The sequence below is a fragment of the Chthoniobacterales bacterium genome (assembly GCA_039930045.1).
Classification (GTDB): Bacteria; Verrucomicrobiota; Verrucomicrobiia; order Chthoniobacterales; family DASVRZ01; genus DASVRZ01.
In genome coordinates this window covers 224,302-239,181 of sequence record JBDSQB010000002.1, presented here as the reverse complement: position 1 = coordinate 239,181, position 14,880 = coordinate 224,302, and the positions used below count along the sequence as shown (strand labels likewise).

At 57.0% G+C, this 14,880-nt stretch carries 14 protein-coding genes and 1 tRNA gene; 7 read left to right on the top strand and 8 right to left on the bottom strand.

The genetic code is table 11. The annotated features are described in order from the left end of the window. Positions 1–91 precede the first annotated feature (91 nt). The 5 genes from ABIT76_01255 (at position 92) to ABIT76_01235 (ending at position 5,703) form a co-directional block, all read left to right on the top strand. Complete coding sequence (locus ABIT76_01255; protein ID MEO7931763.1) at positions 92–667, top strand: D-lyxose/D-mannose family sugar isomerase; 576 nt, start codon at positions 92–94, stop codon at positions 665–667. After that, the gene (locus ABIT76_01250) at positions 664–1,686 is read left to right on the top strand and encodes a carbohydrate kinase family protein (GenBank protein MEO7931762.1); all 1,023 of its coding nucleotides are present in this window, start codon (positions 664–666) and stop codon (positions 1,684–1,686) included. Before ABIT76_01255 ends, ABIT76_01250 begins: the two co-directional genes overlap by 4 nt. Further along, entirely contained in the window at positions 1,670–4,645 is a 2,976-nt protein-coding gene (locus ABIT76_01245; GenBank protein MEO7931761.1) for an FAD-linked oxidase C-terminal domain-containing protein, read from the top strand. The genes ABIT76_01250 and ABIT76_01245 overlap by 17 nt, the downstream gene beginning before the upstream one ends. A 2-nt stretch (positions 4,646–4,647) precedes the next feature. Beyond that, on the top strand, positions 4,648–5,406 hold the full coding sequence (locus ABIT76_01240; protein ID MEO7931760.1) for a DeoR/GlpR family DNA-binding transcription regulator: 759 nt from the start codon (positions 4,648–4,650) through the stop codon (positions 5,404–5,406). A 224-nt stretch (positions 5,407–5,630) separates the two neighbouring features. Next, positions 5,631–5,703 (top strand) — tRNA-Ile (locus tag ABIT76_01235). Here the strand turns inward: ABIT76_01235 and ABIT76_01230 are convergent. Both ABIT76_01230 and ABIT76_01225 read right to left on the bottom strand, forming a co-directional pair. Then, positions 5,704–6,255: an isoprenylcysteine carboxylmethyltransferase family protein gene (locus ABIT76_01230; protein MEO7931759.1), complete on the bottom strand. Its 552-nt coding sequence runs from the start codon at positions 6,253–6,255 to the stop codon at positions 5,704–5,706. Positions 6,256–6,261: 6 nt separating this feature from the next. Further along, positions 6,262–7,737, bottom strand: coding sequence for a helicase HerA-like domain-containing protein (locus tag ABIT76_01225; protein MEO7931758.1), 1,476 nt, complete (start codon positions 7,735–7,737; stop codon positions 6,262–6,264). 78 nt (positions 7,738–7,815) lie between these two features. Between ABIT76_01225 and ABIT76_01220 the strand changes: the two genes are divergently transcribed. Next, the gene (locus ABIT76_01220; GenBank protein ID MEO7931757.1) at positions 7,816–8,349 is read left to right on the top strand and encodes a DUF3833 family protein; all 534 of its coding nucleotides are present in this window, start codon (positions 7,816–7,818) and stop codon (positions 8,347–8,349) included. Positions 8,350–8,354: 5 nt separating this feature from the next. Here the strand turns inward: ABIT76_01220 and ABIT76_01215 are convergent, their stop codons facing one another. From ABIT76_01215 to ABIT76_01190, 6 genes are all read right to left on the bottom strand, one after another. Then, complete coding sequence (locus ABIT76_01215; GenBank protein ID MEO7931756.1) at positions 8,355–9,086, bottom strand: hypothetical protein; 732 nt, start codon at positions 9,084–9,086, stop codon at positions 8,355–8,357. A gap of 70 nt (positions 9,087–9,156) precedes the next feature. After that, positions 9,157–9,483 carry a DUF2007 domain-containing protein gene (locus ABIT76_01210; protein MEO7931755.1) on the bottom strand — a complete coding sequence of 109 codons (327 nt, stop codon included), beginning with the start codon at positions 9,481–9,483 and terminating at the stop codon, positions 9,157–9,159. Between the two features lie 29 nt (positions 9,484–9,512). Beyond that, on the bottom strand, positions 9,513–10,283 hold the full coding sequence (gene tpiA, locus ABIT76_01205; protein ID MEO7931754.1) for a triose-phosphate isomerase: 771 nt from the start codon (positions 10,281–10,283) through the stop codon (positions 9,513–9,515). A gap of 13 nt (positions 10,284–10,296) precedes the next feature. Then, a complete protein-coding gene (locus ABIT76_01200) occupies positions 10,297–11,511 on the bottom strand; it encodes a phosphoglycerate kinase (protein MEO7931753.1) in 1,215 nt (404 codons plus the stop codon). A 16-nt stretch (positions 11,512–11,527) separates the two neighbouring features. Next, positions 11,528–12,580 carry a type I glyceraldehyde-3-phosphate dehydrogenase gene (gene gap, locus ABIT76_01195; GenBank protein ID MEO7931752.1) on the bottom strand — a complete coding sequence of 351 codons (1,053 nt, stop codon included), beginning with the start codon at positions 12,578–12,580 and terminating at the stop codon, positions 11,528–11,530. Positions 12,581–12,778: 198 nt separating this feature from the next. Next, positions 12,779–13,966, bottom strand: coding sequence for a DUF1573 domain-containing protein (locus tag ABIT76_01190; protein MEO7931751.1), 1,188 nt, complete (start codon positions 13,964–13,966; stop codon positions 12,779–12,781). Between the two features lie 246 nt (positions 13,967–14,212). Between ABIT76_01190 and ABIT76_01185 the strand changes: the two genes are divergently transcribed. Next, positions 14,213–14,869: a phosphatidylserine decarboxylase gene (locus ABIT76_01185; GenBank protein ID MEO7931750.1), complete on the top strand. Its 657-nt coding sequence runs from the start codon at positions 14,213–14,215 to the stop codon at positions 14,867–14,869. Positions 14,870–14,880: the final 11 nt, after the last annotated feature.

Here is a 14,880-nt window from a genome sequence, read left to right as displayed (position 1 = left end):
TCATCGCCTCAGCCTTCGTGGCAATGTGCATTGGACGAGTTAAACATCTCACCCTCTGGCCCGGTTGGTCTTAACTTCTTTCTTTTACTCCGTGAAACGCAGCGAAATCAACTACCTCATCCGGTCCGCCGAACATTGTTACCAAGCCCATGGCTGGGCTCTTCCTCCCAACCCTCGATGGGATCTCACGGATTTTGGGTTAGGTGACTGGCGCCGATCTGGCCTCGTCTTAGTCAATCTGGCGGAGGAGCCAGAATACTGTGAGAAGCTCATGTATGCTCAAAAAGGCATGACGACTCCCGCCCATACGCATCGCCAGAAGAAGGAAGACATCATTTGCCGTTGGGGCCAACTCGCTGTGCAGGTTTGGTCTGGTTTTCCCAAGGAAACGGAGGGAGTCGAATTTTCTATTCCTGTGAATCACGAGCCGCGAAAGTGCGTCTCGGGCGAGGTGATAACGCTGGAGGCCGGATCTCGCGTGACTCTGTTTCCGGGGATCTATCACGCATTCTACCCGCTTTCGGAGGAATGCATCATTGGGGAAGTCTCCACGGCCAACGACGACCTTCACGACAACTTTTTTGTCGATCCTAACATCGGGCGATATCCTGGCATTGAAGAAGACGAACCCGTCACTGTGCGACTGGTTAGCGAGCAGTCGAAATGAATTTGTCTTCCGGCATCATCGGCGCGGGAAATTGGATCGTGGACAAGACGAAAATCATCGACGTCTATCCTTCGCAAGACACGCTGGCTAACATCGAGAGCGAAGAACGCAACAATGGCGGCGGGCCTTTTAACATCCTCGTCGATCTCTTTCAGCTCGGTGCCCAGTTCCCGCTTCGTGCGTTGGGCTCCATTGGTCAGGATTCGGAAGGCGACTGGATTGTCGATCAATGTCAAACGAGGTCGATTGACACCAAGCATCTTTGGCGGCATGAGTCGGCTCCCACGTCTTACACCGACGTGATGAGTGTCCGCTCCAGCGGAAGACGCACGTTTTTCCATCAGCGAGGTGCGAATCGTTTTCTCGGGCCCGAGCACTTTCGTTGGAAAGAAATGCAAGGACGCATTCTTTATCTAGGCTATCTGCTTCTGCTCGATGCCATGGACGAGCCGCACGCCATTCACGGCACGGTGGCAGCCGGGATTTTGAAATCGGCCAGGCTTCACGGTTTCTATCGAGTCGTGGATCTGGTTAGTGTCGAACGACCGGATTATAGCGAGATCGTCAATCCTGCGCTGCCGGAAATCGATCTGCTGATTTGCAATGAATTGGAAGCCTCGCGTGTCACCGATATTCCGGTGCGCGATGGCAGTGAGAAGCATTTGACGGACGGTCTGCGCGAAGCGGCGAAGGTCCTGTTGGGCCGCGGAGTTCGAGATTGGGTCGTGATCCATTTGCCGGAAGGTGCCTACGCGCGCTCCTCGGCAGGGGAGGAAGTTTGGCAGGGCCGCGTCAACTTGCCGGCGAACAAAATCGTCGGCACCGTAGGGGCAGGGGATGCATTTGCGGCTGGTGTGTTGCTAGGGTTGCACGAGAATCGTCCGATGGCCGAGAATCTCATGAGCGGCGTCTGTGCCGCTGCCGCCTGCCTTCAGGCCGCCAGTACTTCAGGAGGAGTCTCTGGATTGGAAAATTGTTTGGCGATCGGCCACGAACACGGCCATGTCCAGTTCCCTTAAAGACTTGGCACCTCTGGAGCGCGAGATCCGCCGTCTCGCCGCCCAAATGGATGGGACCTTGGAGACAGGCTCGCTCCTGCGAAAACTCTATGCCACGGACGCTTCCGAGTATCAGGAACTTCCAATCGCCGTCGCGTTTCCGCAGTCGGAAGCAGACATCGTTGCCTTGATCCAACTCGCTGCGCGGAATCACATCGGCCTGATCCCGCGCACCGCCGGCACATCGCTGGCCGGGCAGGTCGTCGGTTCCGGCATCGTCGTCGATATCGGACGCCACATGAATCGAATCTTGGAAGTGGACGGTCCCAATCGACGGGTGCGCGTCCAGCCTGGAGTAGTTAGAAACGAGTTAAATCAAACTCTGCTCTCTCACGGCCTGTTCTTCGGACCGGAAACATCCACAGCCAATCGCGCCATGATCGGAGGCATGGTCGGCAATAATTCCTGCGGCTCAAACTCGATCATCTATGGATCGACTCGCGAGCATCTCGTCTCGGCGCGAGGTTTTCTAAGCGATGGTTCGGAGGTGACATTTGGCCCGCTGTCCGAGGAAGAGTTTGCGGCCAAATGTGCGGGTCCGGAGGATTCGCTCGAAGCCCGCATTTATCGTCATTGTCGAGATGTGCTTGGGAACCCCGATAATCGGGCGTTGATCCGAAGGAGTTTTCCCAAGGCATCCATTCCGCGGAGAAACACCGGATATGCTCTCGACCTGCTGATGGATTCGCGGGTCTTCACACCAGATTCCGACCGTCCTTTCAATCTCTGCAAACTCATCGCCGGGTCTGAGGGCACGTTATTTTTTGGAGTCGAGTTTGAGTTAAATGTCAGCGTTTTGCCGCCGTCGCAAAGCGCCTTGGTTTGCGCCCATTTTCTTACGGTGAATGAGGCCCTCCGAGCCGTGATCCATGCGCTGCCGCATTCGCCTTATGCGGTGGAACTCATCGATCATCACATCTTGGAGGCGACTAAGCGGAACATCGAACAATCGAAAAACCGATTCTTCATCCAAGGCGATCCCGGCGCTGTTCTGGTTATCGAGATTCGCCACGACAATATCGCGCAGACCGATTCAGTGGTGGAGCGCCTCATTACCGATCTGAAACAGGCGGGACTCGGCTATCATTATCCGATTCTAAAAGGGGCCGAGCAAAATAATGTCTGGGAATTGCGCCGGGCCGGTCAGGGACTGATGAGCAATGTCCCCGGCGATGCCAAACCCCGTGAAGTCGTGGAAGATACGGCAGTGGATGTCCGCGATCTGCCCGCCTACATTGCCGAATTTGACGCTCTCATGCGCGACAAATACGGGATCGCCTGCGTCTATTACGCACATGCCGGCACGGGCGAACTTCACACCCGCCCGATGTTTGATCTCAAAACTCCAGAGGGTTTGAAGATGTTTCGCGCCGTGGCGGAGGACATCGCTGCTCTCGTTAAAAAATATGACGGTTCACTCAGTGGCGAACACGGCGACGGACGTCTGCGCGGCGAATTTATTCCGTTCATGGTCGGACCGGAATGCTATGCCCTGATGCGCGGAATCAAGCACGTCTTCGATCCGCTCGGGACTTTCAATCCCGGAAAAATCATCGACACCCCCCCGATGGATTCTTCCCTGCGCCACAGCCCCGGCCAAAAGTCGCCGGAGTTAGATACGATTCTGGATTTCTCCTCCACACTCGGATTTCTCCGCGCGGCCGAGCAGTGCAACGGGTCCGGCGATTGTCGCAAGGGCCACCTCGCCGGCGGGACGATGTGTCCCAGCTACATGGCCACGCGCTCTGAGGAACATACGACCCGTGGCCGCGCCAATATTTTACGCCACGCGTTGCTGCATCCTCGCGATGCTTTGAATCCATTCGACAACGACGAGATCAAAGAGGTCATGGATCTTTGCCTCTCCTGCAAGGCCTGCAAATCGGAGTGCCCCTCCAATGTGGATATCGCCAAGCTCAAGGCCGAGTTCCTTCAACACTACCAGGATGCCCATGGCCTCTCGCTGCGCACGCGGCTGATTGCTGGCTTTGCCCAATCCAGCCGCATGGCTTCTCTCGCTCCGTGGATTTGGAATTCCCTTTTCGGCACTGTGGCGATCCGTCGTTTGCTCAATCGACTCACTGGGTTCCATCCCGATCGCACGATTCCGCTGCTCCACAAAACGACTCTGTCTCGCTGGCATCGTGCGCGGCGACCAAAGCTGTCGGGCACGTCTCGCCGCGTCTATTTATTCTGCGACGAATTCACCGAGTATAACGACGTGCCCATCGGGCAAAAAACCATCCGGCTGCTGGAGGCGCTCGGCTACGAAGTCATCATTCCGGATCATCTGGAAAGCGCCCGGTCGAAGCTCTCCAAAGGCCTTCTCCGTGATGCCCGAAAGATCGCACTCGAAAACATCCGGCGTCTCGCCCCGCTCATCTCCGAGGAAACGCCCTTGATCGGAATCGAGCCTTCCGCCATTCTGAGTTTTCGCGATGAATACATTGACCTCGCGCCCCCGGAACTCCGAAACACCGCTCGCACCCTGGCAAAAAATTGTCTGATGTTTGAAGAGTTTATCATGAAGGAAGCCGACGCCGGCCGCATTCGTCGCGACGCATTCGATTCTAACTCGCGTGAAATTCGTCTTCATGGCCACTGCTTTCAAAAAGCACTCGCCTCGCAGACGCCCATCGTCCGCACACTCGAGTTGCCCGTCGGCCACGACGTCCGCCTCATCGCGTCCGGTTGTTGCGGAATGGCCGGCTCATTCGGCTACGAAGCCGAGCACTACGATGTTTCGATGAAAATCGGCGAACTGGTTCTGCTGCCCACCGTTCGCGCGTTGCCCGCCGAAGTCATTGTCGCGGCGCCCGGAACATCCTGCCGGCATCAAATTCACGATGGAACCGGACGTACGGCGAAGCATCCAGCCGAGATCCTTTTCGACGTGCTCCGCCCAGCGCAAACGCCTTAACTATGTTCGCCCACGAACGACATAGCGCGATTCGCAAGATGGTCCGGGAACACCGCCGGCTGAATTTCGCCGACCTTCAGGCCATGGTAAAAGTCTCCCCAGCCACGCTGCGGCGCGACCTGACCGACTTGGAGAAAAGCGGCGACATCCTGCGCGTGCATGGCGGAGTGCTCGATCCCGCTTATGCGCGGGCAGAGATTTCCTTCGACGAGAGATTGCTGCGAAATCACGCCGCCAAAAAAGCGATTGCCTCGCTGGCCGCCTCGCTCATTCCACCCGGCTCCAGCGTTTTCATCGATGCGGGCTCCACCTGTCTCGAAACCGGCAAAGCCCTCCTCAGCCGGAAGGATGTGAGAATCATCACGCATTCCGTCGCCCTCACCGCACTCTCCCTCCACGGCGAAGCAGAGTTTCTGTGCATTGGCGGGGAACTTCGTCGCGTCAGTGGTGCGCTGGTTGGGGGAAGCGCCCTCGGTGTTCTCTCCCTCATTCGCGCTGACTTCGCCTTCATCGGAACATCCGGCGTTACCCTCGAGGGTTGTTCGACAACCGAGGTTTCTGAGGCAGAAATGAAGAAGGCCATCCTCGAACGTTGCGAACAAAAAATCCTCCTGGCCGATGCCACGAAATGGCCGCACTCGAGCACCATCCATTTTGCCCCATTGAGCGACTTCAATGCTTGGGTGACCAATACGAAACTCGCACCAAAGGATGTGCGAAGCCTGCGGGCTCTCGGAGTCAAAGTTCACACGGTTTCCTGAACTTCTCGTCACCTTAATCCGTCTCGGTGGCAGGCCATACGCGCAAGAAAAAGAGGAACGCCACCTACCGCCAAACTTCTTTTCCGCTGGCGAATGCTCTGGCATAATCAATTCCAGACTTATGACGCACCAGATTTCGCAGCCGCGTTTTTTCCGAGCTTTTCATGGCTGCGCCCGGAGAAAAAACAGGGCAACCTCTGGGGCGAGATAATTCTCCTAGCAACGGGCCTGTAGCTCAACGGTTAGAGCAGGGGACTCATAATCCCTTGGTTCAGGGTTCGAATCCCTGCGGGCCCACTAGTAGAGAAATGGAAGGAGGCGCTTTGTGCGCGCGCAGTATTGGTGGTAGGGCTCGCCGAGTTTTTCCTGCAAGGCGCGTTCCTCGACCTCGATGCGGCGACGTTGGGCAAAAAAAATTGGAAGGAGAATGACCGCCAGGCTGACGACGTGCCCGAGGCAAAAAGCCAGACCAGTGAATTCGAGCAAAAGCCCGGTATAAGACGGATGGCGGACGAACCGATAGGGGCCGTTGTCGATCAGGCGATGATCGCTGGCGACGGCGACATCCACCGTAAAAAACCGCCCCAGATGCAGCACCGACCACCAGCGGAGCGTCGCGCCGAGCACGAAAAGAACGACACCGATAACGATCCAACTCCGCTCACCGGGCAGGTGCGGGCCTAAGTCGAGTTGGGCAGCGAGATACCCGCTCGCGATGGACAGAAGAATGATCACCCAGAGCATTCGCAGGGTGCCGCGGTCTTTTTTCTCCGCTCCCGTCTGCGACCGGCGGCGGAGTCCGAGCACTATCTCGGAAACGAGCAGACTCAGTCCGAGCAGAGAAAACATGAGCTTCTAATAGCGCCGCGACGAACGCCGGACCGTGCCGCCCAGCACTCCGCCCATGATGCTGCCGAGGACGCCGCGCACGATTTGCCGGCCCATCTGCGTTCCCATTGCACGCAAAACGCTCGTGCCGACACTGGTCGCTATCTTGGCAAACTCCGAGGGCTTTTCCGCTTTGGCTGGCGCCTCGGCAGGAGCTTCGGCTGTTTTCGCAACGGTTTTGGCCTGCAAAGCCTCGTAGGCCGACTCGCGGTCCACGGCTTTTTCGTAATGCCCAAAAAGATCGCTCGCTTGGATCGCCGCCTTGCGTTCCTCGGGCGTGAGCGGAGTCAGACGCGACTCTGGCGGATAAATCAGGCATCGATCCACGATCTCGGGCGTACCTTTTTCATCGAGCGTCGAGACGAGCGCCTCGCCCACGCCAAGCTGCGTAATGACTTCCGCTGTGTTCAGTTTTGGATTCGCGCGAAACGTCTCCGCCGCCGTCCGCACCGACTTTTGGTCGCGCGGTGTGAAGGCGCGCAAGGCGTGTTGCACGCGGTTGCCGAGTTGGCCCAGCACTGACTCCGGGATGTCGAGTGGGCTCTGCGTCACGAAGTAAATGCCGACGCCTTTCGAGCGAATCAACCGCACGACCTGCTCGATCTTTTGCTGAAGAAAGTCTGGCGCGTCATTGAAAAGCAAGTGCGCCTCGTCGAAGAAAAATGCGATCTTCGGCTTGTCCGGATCGCCCACCTCGGGCAGGCGCTCAAACAGTTCCGACATCAGCCAGAGCAGGAACGTCGCGTAGAGATTCGGCGAGTTGATCAGCTTGTCCGCCGCGAGCAGATTGATCACACCCCGGCCATTTTCCACCTGCATGAGGTCGTCGAGATTGAGCGCCGGTTCGCCAAAAAACTGATCGCCGCCCTGGCTTTGCAGCGCCAGCAAGCCGCGCTGAATCGCGCCCACGCTGGCCGAGGAGACATTGCCGTAATTCGTCTGATACTGGGCCGCGTTTTCCGCCACATGAGTGAGCATCGCGCGCAGATCCTTCAGGTCGAGCAGGAGCAATTTCTGGTCGTCGGCAATCTTGAAAACCAGACTCAGCACGCCGCCCTGCACCTCGTTCAGCCCGAGCAAACGCCCCATTAGGAGCGGTCCCATCTCGGAAACGGTCGCTCGCACCGGATGACCTTCTGCCCCGAAAATATCCCAGAAGCGCACGGGAAATTCCTGAAACGTGAGCGACTTCAAACCCAAATCTTTTTTGCGCTGATCGAGCCGCTCATTCGCGGCTCCCGCCTGGCCGATGCCGGAGACGTCGCCTTTCACATCGGCGAGAAAAACCGGGACGCCCATGTTGCTAAACCGCTCCGCCAGCACTCGCAGCGTAACGGTTTTTCCCGTGCCCGTCGCGCCGGCAATGAGTCCGTGGCGATTCGCCATGCGGGGAAGGAGACTGTGCAGGGTGGTGCCTTTGGCGAAGGGAACAGGGTCGGTCATGGGCCAACTTGACGATAAAAAATTCCCGCGTGCAAGAACGGGCAGCCGTCCATTCGCGAAAAACGTAGCCTGAGTGCCATGCGACTCGTCCTGCTCCTCCTCGCCACGTTGTTTTCCGCCTGCGCCGGGATGCGCCCCTCCGATTTTGCCAGAGGAAAACCGACGCTAGACCCAGTGGAATATTTTACCGGCCAGTCAAGTTCCATCGGAGTCTTGGAGAACCGACGCGGGCAGCCGACGCAGCAGGTCGCCACGCAAACGCGAGGCACCATCACCGCCGACACACTCCACTTGGAGCAGGATCTGCAATTCAGCGACGGCAAAAAACAGCATCGCTCGTGGCAGCTCCGGCGCATCGACGCGCATCACTTCGAGGGGCGGGCCAACGACATTATCGGCCTCATCCACGGCGAGGCGGCGGGCCATGTTTTCCATTGGAGCTTCACGCTGGAGCTGTCGCCGGGGAACCCTCTCACTCGCGTGCGCATGAGCCAGTGGATGTATTTGCAGCCCGACGGCCGCACCCTTTTGAATCACTCGACGATCAGCAAGGCCGGGATCGTTCTGGCGCAGGTCACGGAGAATTTTCGCCGCGAAAAGCCCGTGCGCTGAGTTGCTTAAGCGGTGTCCGTTCCCTTGCGGTGTGTCCAGAAAATCAGTGCCCCGAGGATCACGAACAGGATCGCCGAACTGCCGATCGTGCCGAAATTCAGCCCGCCCTTTGCGAGCGGCTTCGTCAACAAATCGCCAAACGTCGCTCCAAAAGGACGCGTGAGCACAAACGCCACCCAGAAAAGCAGCACCCGACTGAGCGGTGTCAGCCGATACGCCAGCGCCACTATCACGAGCAAACCGCCGATCAACGCCGCGCCACCGAGAAAACCGAGACCCGAATCGTCGGCCAGATAATCGCCCAGCGCCGTCCCGAGCGTGTTGGAGACGAGAATGGCGAACCAGTAAAACATTTCCGCCCGACGCGAGGCGATGTGATCCACCCGCAGCGAACCCTCCGTCAGCCGCCAGGCCGCGAGGATGGCGATGAGCGTGGAAACGATCAGCAGCGAGCCTTTTGCGTAGCCCAGCCCAAGGGTGCGATCCATGAAATCCGACATCGTGGTGCCCGCCGTGCTGGTGGTCAGGATCACGGTCCAATAGAGCCAGGGATGGAATTTCTTCGCCCGAAGCTGCGCCACCAGCGAGATCGCAAACAGGCCGATGAGAATGAGCGAGCTGATGGCGTAGCCGACATGGAGCGTCATCGAAAGGAGGTCGCCTGCCGTCTCGCCGAGGGTGGTGGCGCAGATTTTCATCACCCAAAACGAGAGCGTCACCGTGGCCACTTTATTCATGGCGCGAAACGTAGCACATCCCGGCTTGCGATGTTGGGAAACTTTTTGAGCGGAGTTGCAGTCGAATCTTTTAGACCGGTTCCTCGGCCACTCGGAACTCACCGCATCGCCAGCAAGCGTCGAAATTTCCAGGCACCTCGGCCTGGCATTTCGCGCAGACCCAATCCGGCAGCGCCGACGGACTGCCATAAAATATCGGCCCCAGAATCCGCATGGCCTCGTCGTAATCCTCATCGTTCACCACGCAAAGAGTCGGGAAAAACAAGCCCGACGGCATTTCAGTCAGGCCGTTATTGCTGAATTCGTTGCGAATGAAGCTCGGGATTCCCGCCTCCTCCAGCACGGATTTGTAAAATCCCACCCGCGCATGGTCCTGGTTCACAAAGACATCTCGCATGAGCGGAGTCTAACTCAGTTCTGGCGGGATTACTGGACGAGTTTGACCGTGTTCTGGACGATCTGGGCGAAACTGCGGGGGTCGAGGCTGGCGCCGCCGACGAGTGCGCCGTCGATGTCGGGTTGCGACATGAGCGCGGTGGTGTTTTCCGGTTTCACGCTGCCGCCGTATTGGATGCGGACGCGCTCTGCCGTGGCTGGATCGGCGATGGCGGCGACGGTTTTGCGGATAAAGGCGTGCGCTTCCTGCGCCTGCTCGGGGCTGGCGGTGCGGCCGGTGCCGATGGCCCAGACGGGTTCGTAGGCAATGACAGTTTCGACGATTTCTTTGGCAGTCAGATCAGCGAGACCGCCGCGGAGTTGGCGTTCGAGAACGGTTTCCACCTGGCCGGCGTCGCGTTCGTCGAGGGTTTCGCCGATGCAAAAGATCGGGCGCAAGGCGGCGACGTGGGCGGCTTTGACTTTTTTGTTGATGATCTCGTCGGTCTCACCAAAGAGGGCGCGGCGTTCGCTGTGGCCGAGGACGACGAAGCGAACGTAAAGGTCGCGGAGCATCGCGGCGCTGATTTCACCGGTGAAGGCACCCGATTTCTCGAAGTGCATGTTTTGCGCGCCGACTTTCACGCTTTGATGTTTGCTGAGGCATTCCGTCACCGTGGCAATGGAAAGAAAGGGCGGGATGATGACGACTTCGACGTCGAGTTCGTCGCCGATTTCGCGAAGGAAGCTCTCCATGAACGACCGGGCTTCCCCGTTGGTCAGGTTCATTTTCCAATTGGCGGCAAGGATTTTTTTTCTCATTCGAGTTGCAGTGTTATTTGTCGGCCAGAGCGGCGACGCCGGGGAGGACTTTGCCTTCGAGAAGTTCGAGCGAGGCACCGCCGCCGGTGGAAATGAAGGTGACTTTGTCGGAAACGCCCGCACGTTTGACGGCTTTCACGCTGTCGCCGCCGCCGATGATGGTTTTGGCGGACTGATTTTGCGCGATGACTTCGGCGAGGGCAAAGGTGCCTTTGGCGCAATCTTTGATCTCGAAGACGCCCATGGGGCCGTTCCAGAGGACGGTTTTGGCGGAGGCGATTTCGGCGGAAAACAATTTGATGGTTTCAGGTCCGATATCAACGCCTTCCCAGCCATCGGGAATGTCCTCGCCCACCGCAGTGACTTTGCCGGGACTGACGGTTTTGTTCTTAAAATCGAGGGTTTCGACGATGTAGTTATCGACCGGCAATAGGAATTTAACTCCCTTGGCCTTGGCTTTGGCGAGCGCGAGCTTGGCGGTGTCCACCTTGTCGGGCTCGGAGAGGGATTTGCCGATTTTTTTGCCGAGGGCGAGGCCAAAGGTATAAGCCATGCCGCCGCCGATGAGAATGGTGTCGGCTTTTTCGAGCAGCGCATCGATGACTTGGATTTTGTCGGAGACTTTCGCGCCGCCGAGGATGACGACGAAGGGTTTGGCCGGGTTTTGCAGTTCGTCGCCGAGGAAGTGGAGTTCCTTTTCCATGAGGAGGCCGGAAACCGCAATCGGAACGAGGTGGGCAACGCCCTCAGTGGAGGCGTGAGCGCGATGGGCGGAGCCGAAAGCGTCGTTGACGTAGATGTCGGCGAGCTCGGCAAACTGCTTGGCAAGTGCGGGGTCGTTCTTTTCCTCACCCGGCATGAAGCGGACATTTTCCAAGAGAAGAATCTCACCCGGATCGAGCGCCTGCGATTTTTCGACGGCTTCGGGTCCAACACAAACACTGGAAAATGCCACCGGGATGGAGAGCATTTCCGCCAGTCGTGCGGCGACGGGACGCAGGCTTTGCTTGAGATCGACCTGGCCTTTTGGGCGTCCGAGATGGCTGCAAAGGATGACTTTTGCGCCCTGCTCGACGAGGTAGCGCAGCGTGGGCAGCGTTTCCTTGATCCGGGTGTCGTCGGTAATGACCATCCCGCCGGGTTTGTCGTCGAGCGGGACGTTAAAATCGACGCGCACGAGGACGCGTTTCCCGGTGACTTTGATGTCGCGGATGTCTTTCTTGGCCATCGGAGTTGGATCTAAATCAGACGCCTTTGTCCGCGATGTATTTCAAGAGATCAACGCAGCGATTGCTGTAACCCCACTCGTTGTCATACCAGCTGATCAGTTTGAAGAATTTATCGTTCAAGGCGATGCCGCTGCCGGCGTCGAAGATCGAGGAGTGCGTATCGTGGATGAAATCGGTCGAAACGACTTCGTCCTCGGTGTAGCCCAGAATGCCCTTCAAGTAGGTCTCGCTGGCCTTTTTCATGGCGGCTTTGATCTCCTCGTAGCTGGTGGATTTCACGGTTTTGACAGTGAGATCGACCACAGAAACCGTAGGAGTCGGCACGCGGAATGACATGCCAGTGAGTTTGCCTTTGACCTCAGGAATGGCGAGTCCGACCGCTTTCGCAGCGCCAGTGGTGGATGGGATGATGTTGATCGCGGCGGAACGGCCACCTTTCCAATCTTTCTTGGAAGCGCCATCGACGGTTTTCTGAGTCGCAGTGTAGCTGTGGACGGTGGTCATGAGGCCTTCCTCGATGCCGAAACCTTCCTTCAGGAGCACGTGAACAACGGGAGCAAGGCAGTTCGTCGTGCAACTCGCATTGGAAATGATGTGGTGGTTCGCCGGATCGTATTTCTCGTGATTCACGCCCATGACGATCGTGATATCCTCGTCCTTGCCAGGAGCGGAAATGATGACTTTTTTGGCCCCAGCGGTGATGTGGCCGCGAGCTTTGGCGGCATCGACGAAGAGGCCGGTCGATTCAATAACAATATCCACGCCAAGCGCGGCCCAAGGCAATGCGGTCGGGCCTTCCTTGACGGCGAGACATTTGATCTCGTGGCCATCGACAACCAAGATGTCGTCCTCGGGCACTTCAGGACTGGATTTCTTGGAGTAAACTTCCTCCTTGGCGCGACCTTGGGTCGAATCGTATTTGACGAGGTAGGCGAGGTTGTCGGCACCGACGAGGTCGTTCACTGCGACGACTTCGATTTCTTTGCCGAGAAGGCCTTGGTCACAGATTGCGCGAAAGACGAGACGACCGATGCGTCCGAAGCCGTTAATGCCGATTTTGATGCTCATAAATAATAGATAATAGTGTGGTTGCGAGGCGTAGAAAATAGTGGGAAGCCACCCACCGTCAATGCCATTCGCAGAAAAGCATCAGATTGTCTGGCCATACGTCGCTATCACCTCTGCGGAAGCAGCCGCATAGCTCAAATATACTCCGAAGCACTCAAGCCTATGGCTGGAGCTGTCTACTAAAGCCCAGCGGGGGCTTTAGTAGCCTGTGCCAGTCAAGCGCCTTTTATTATTTCCGGCAGCGGCATTGCTTCTGACAGTCAAGTAACTGTTAAAAGTGCCCTTTCGGTTTGGGGAAAAGATTACGCGCACCGATTTACTCCTTCCGGGAGCAAGACTGCCGCTATATCGGGCTTCGTAGCCAGATGGACAGTCGATGCCACGAATTTTTAAAGTCGTTGTGCCGGTGTTCACTATTTTCAACGTGAGAGTGGTCTTCGACTTAACTTTGCGAGAGCCATAATTGAGGACGCCGCTTAATGAAATTGCGGGTCCCTGGGCCACCGTCAGCGTGAACGATCCCACCCGCCCGTCCATGCCATCTACCGCAATCGCATAAGTCTCCCCGCCGATGACTTTGAAATCGAGTTCGTTTGGGGTCGAATTTATTACGCCAGAATTCGCAGAGCTCGAGGCATCGAACAATGCACCCAAGCCATCACCGACATACACTCCCAAAATGGTATCGAAGTTTGTACCGGTGGATTTTATCTGCACCAAGCCCGTTCGGGGTGCCGTCCAGCTGTACCAGAGGGATTCGCCCCCCGCATTGCCAGCGTGATTTGGCTCACCAAATTCTCTAGTGCCACCCACATTGGTGGCAGAGATGGTTGCTCCAGCGCCATTCACAACCTGCCTGTTGGCAAAATTATCGTTGCTGGGAGGCGTAAACTTCATGGCCAGATTTAACTCGATGAAGCCGATGTTTCCGACAAACCCATCGATGGAAATTTGATAGGTAACCCCGGCTTGAGCCGTGAATGTGACCAAACTGGCCAAGCCAATCCCGGCATCATCATCCTCTGCAAAGTAAAGCTGGTTGCCTTGAACTTCGGTTACAATGAACAAATTTGACAGGGAATTGCCTGTGAAAACCGCCATGGTCGTATCGAAACTACTTCCATTCGTATCAATGGTAACGACCCCATCCACCGGCGCAGTCCAGCTCCACCACACTGTGTGTGACACAGAGCTGATGGAATAACCCCGGTCGTTTGTTTCTGTGGTAGCTAGAACATTATTTCCAAAACTAATGTGGTTGGTGCCATAAATAACCTCGCGATTGGCAAAGTTATCATTAGCAGGCACTTGCTGCGTTTGCGCTTGGGCGGATGACCATGCGAGAAGGATTCCGAGGCAGGTCGCGATAAATGGGTTGAGTCTCATAAATTGGTTGGCTTTCGCCTTTTTAGTGGGTGCCTTCCAGGAAAAGAGGCTTGGGGGGGTGAAAGTTACGCTAAAGGGGCATCTGCGAGCCCGCTGATCGGCATCGCTTCAATCAGTATGGCATTAAGACGATGCGCCTGTCTTGTCAATGAATTAGGAGCAAACTATCTAACTTGGCTGCTGAACCGATCTCGATCCGGGAACTTACGCTTGACGCTGGTTTCTCCGTGTCGAGACTAGGGGCTTATGCGCTGGCAAACTATCTATGAGGCTCGTTGGATCTTGGCAATTGTGGTCGCTCTGGCGGTCGGATCAGCAATTTTAAGCATCTGGTTTGCCATTCTGGGCACCTTGCTCGTGGGCTTGTGGCTGCTCCTCATCATTTACGTGTTTTACTTTTTTCGCGACCCGATTCGAGTGATTCCTCCCGGCGATTCGCTCGTTGTGGCGGCCGCTGACGGGGTCGTGGCCGATATTGTGGGTGAAATGCTCGAGCCCGAAGTGACCAATTCCAAAATGCAGCGCGTCGGCATTTTTCTTTCCGTTTTCGACGTCCATACGAACCGGGCTCCGCTCGCCGGACGCGTCATCCACCGGGCGCATCACCTCGGCAAAATGCTCGACGCGCGCCATCCCGACGCCACCACGCTCAACGAATACATCACCTGGGGCTTCCAAAATTCCCGGGTCACCTTCGTCGTCCGCCAGATCACCGGGGCCATCGCGCGGCGCATTGTTCCGTGGAGCGCGGTTGGCGACGAACTGAAAAAAGGCGACCACTTTGGCATGATCCGCTTCGGCTCGCGCACGGAAGTCTATCTGCCGCTTGACGCGAAATTGCTCGTGAAGATCGGAGATCGGGTGAAATGCGGCACCACTCCCATCGCCGAGCTGGCCGATTAGAACCTGACTCC

What these genes read in the sequence shown, in the direction of transcription:
- tpiA (MEO7931754.1), bottom strand. Translation starts at nt 10,283, where the DNA reads ATGAGAAAAAAAATCCTTGCCGCCAATTGGAAAATGAACCTGACCAAC.
- ABIT76_01220 (MEO7931757.1), top strand. Translation starts at nt 7,816, where the DNA reads ATGCGACTCGTCCTGCTCCTCCTCGCCACGTTGTTTTCCGCCTGCGCC.
- ABIT76_01200 (MEO7931753.1), bottom strand. Translation starts at nt 11,511, where the DNA reads ATGGCCAAGAAAGACATCCGCGACATCAAAGTCACCGGGAAACGCGTC.
- ABIT76_01225 (MEO7931758.1), bottom strand. Translation starts at nt 7,737, where the DNA reads ATGACCGACCCTGTTCCCTTCGCCAAAGGCACCACCCTGCACAGTCTC.
- ABIT76_01190 (MEO7931751.1), bottom strand. Translation starts at nt 13,966, where the DNA reads ATGAGACTCAACCCATTTATCGCGACCTGCCTCGGAATCCTTCTCGCA.
- ABIT76_01230 (MEO7931759.1), bottom strand. Translation starts at nt 6,255, where the DNA reads ATGTTTTCTCTGCTCGGACTGAGTCTGCTCGTTTCCGAGATAGTGCTC.
- ABIT76_01240 (MEO7931760.1), top strand. Translation starts at nt 4,648, where the DNA reads ATGTTCGCCCACGAACGACATAGCGCGATTCGCAAGATGGTCCGGGAA.
- ABIT76_01245 (MEO7931761.1), top strand. Translation starts at nt 1,670, where the DNA reads ATGTCCAGTTCCCTTAAAGACTTGGCACCTCTGGAGCGCGAGATCCGC.
- gap (MEO7931752.1), bottom strand. Translation starts at nt 12,580, where the DNA reads ATGAGCATCAAAATCGGCATTAACGGCTTCGGACGCATCGGTCGTCTC.
- ABIT76_01210 (MEO7931755.1), bottom strand. Translation starts at nt 9,483, where the DNA reads ATGCGAGATGTCTTTGTGAACCAGGACCATGCGCGGGTGGGATTTTAC.
- ABIT76_01185 (MEO7931750.1), top strand. Translation starts at nt 14,213, where the DNA reads ATGCGCTGGCAAACTATCTATGAGGCTCGTTGGATCTTGGCAATTGTG.
- ABIT76_01215 (MEO7931756.1), bottom strand. Translation starts at nt 9,086, where the DNA reads ATGAATAAAGTGGCCACGGTGACGCTCTCGTTTTGGGTGATGAAAATC.
- ABIT76_01250 (MEO7931762.1), top strand. Translation starts at nt 664, where the DNA reads ATGAATTTGTCTTCCGGCATCATCGGCGCGGGAAATTGGATCGTGGAC.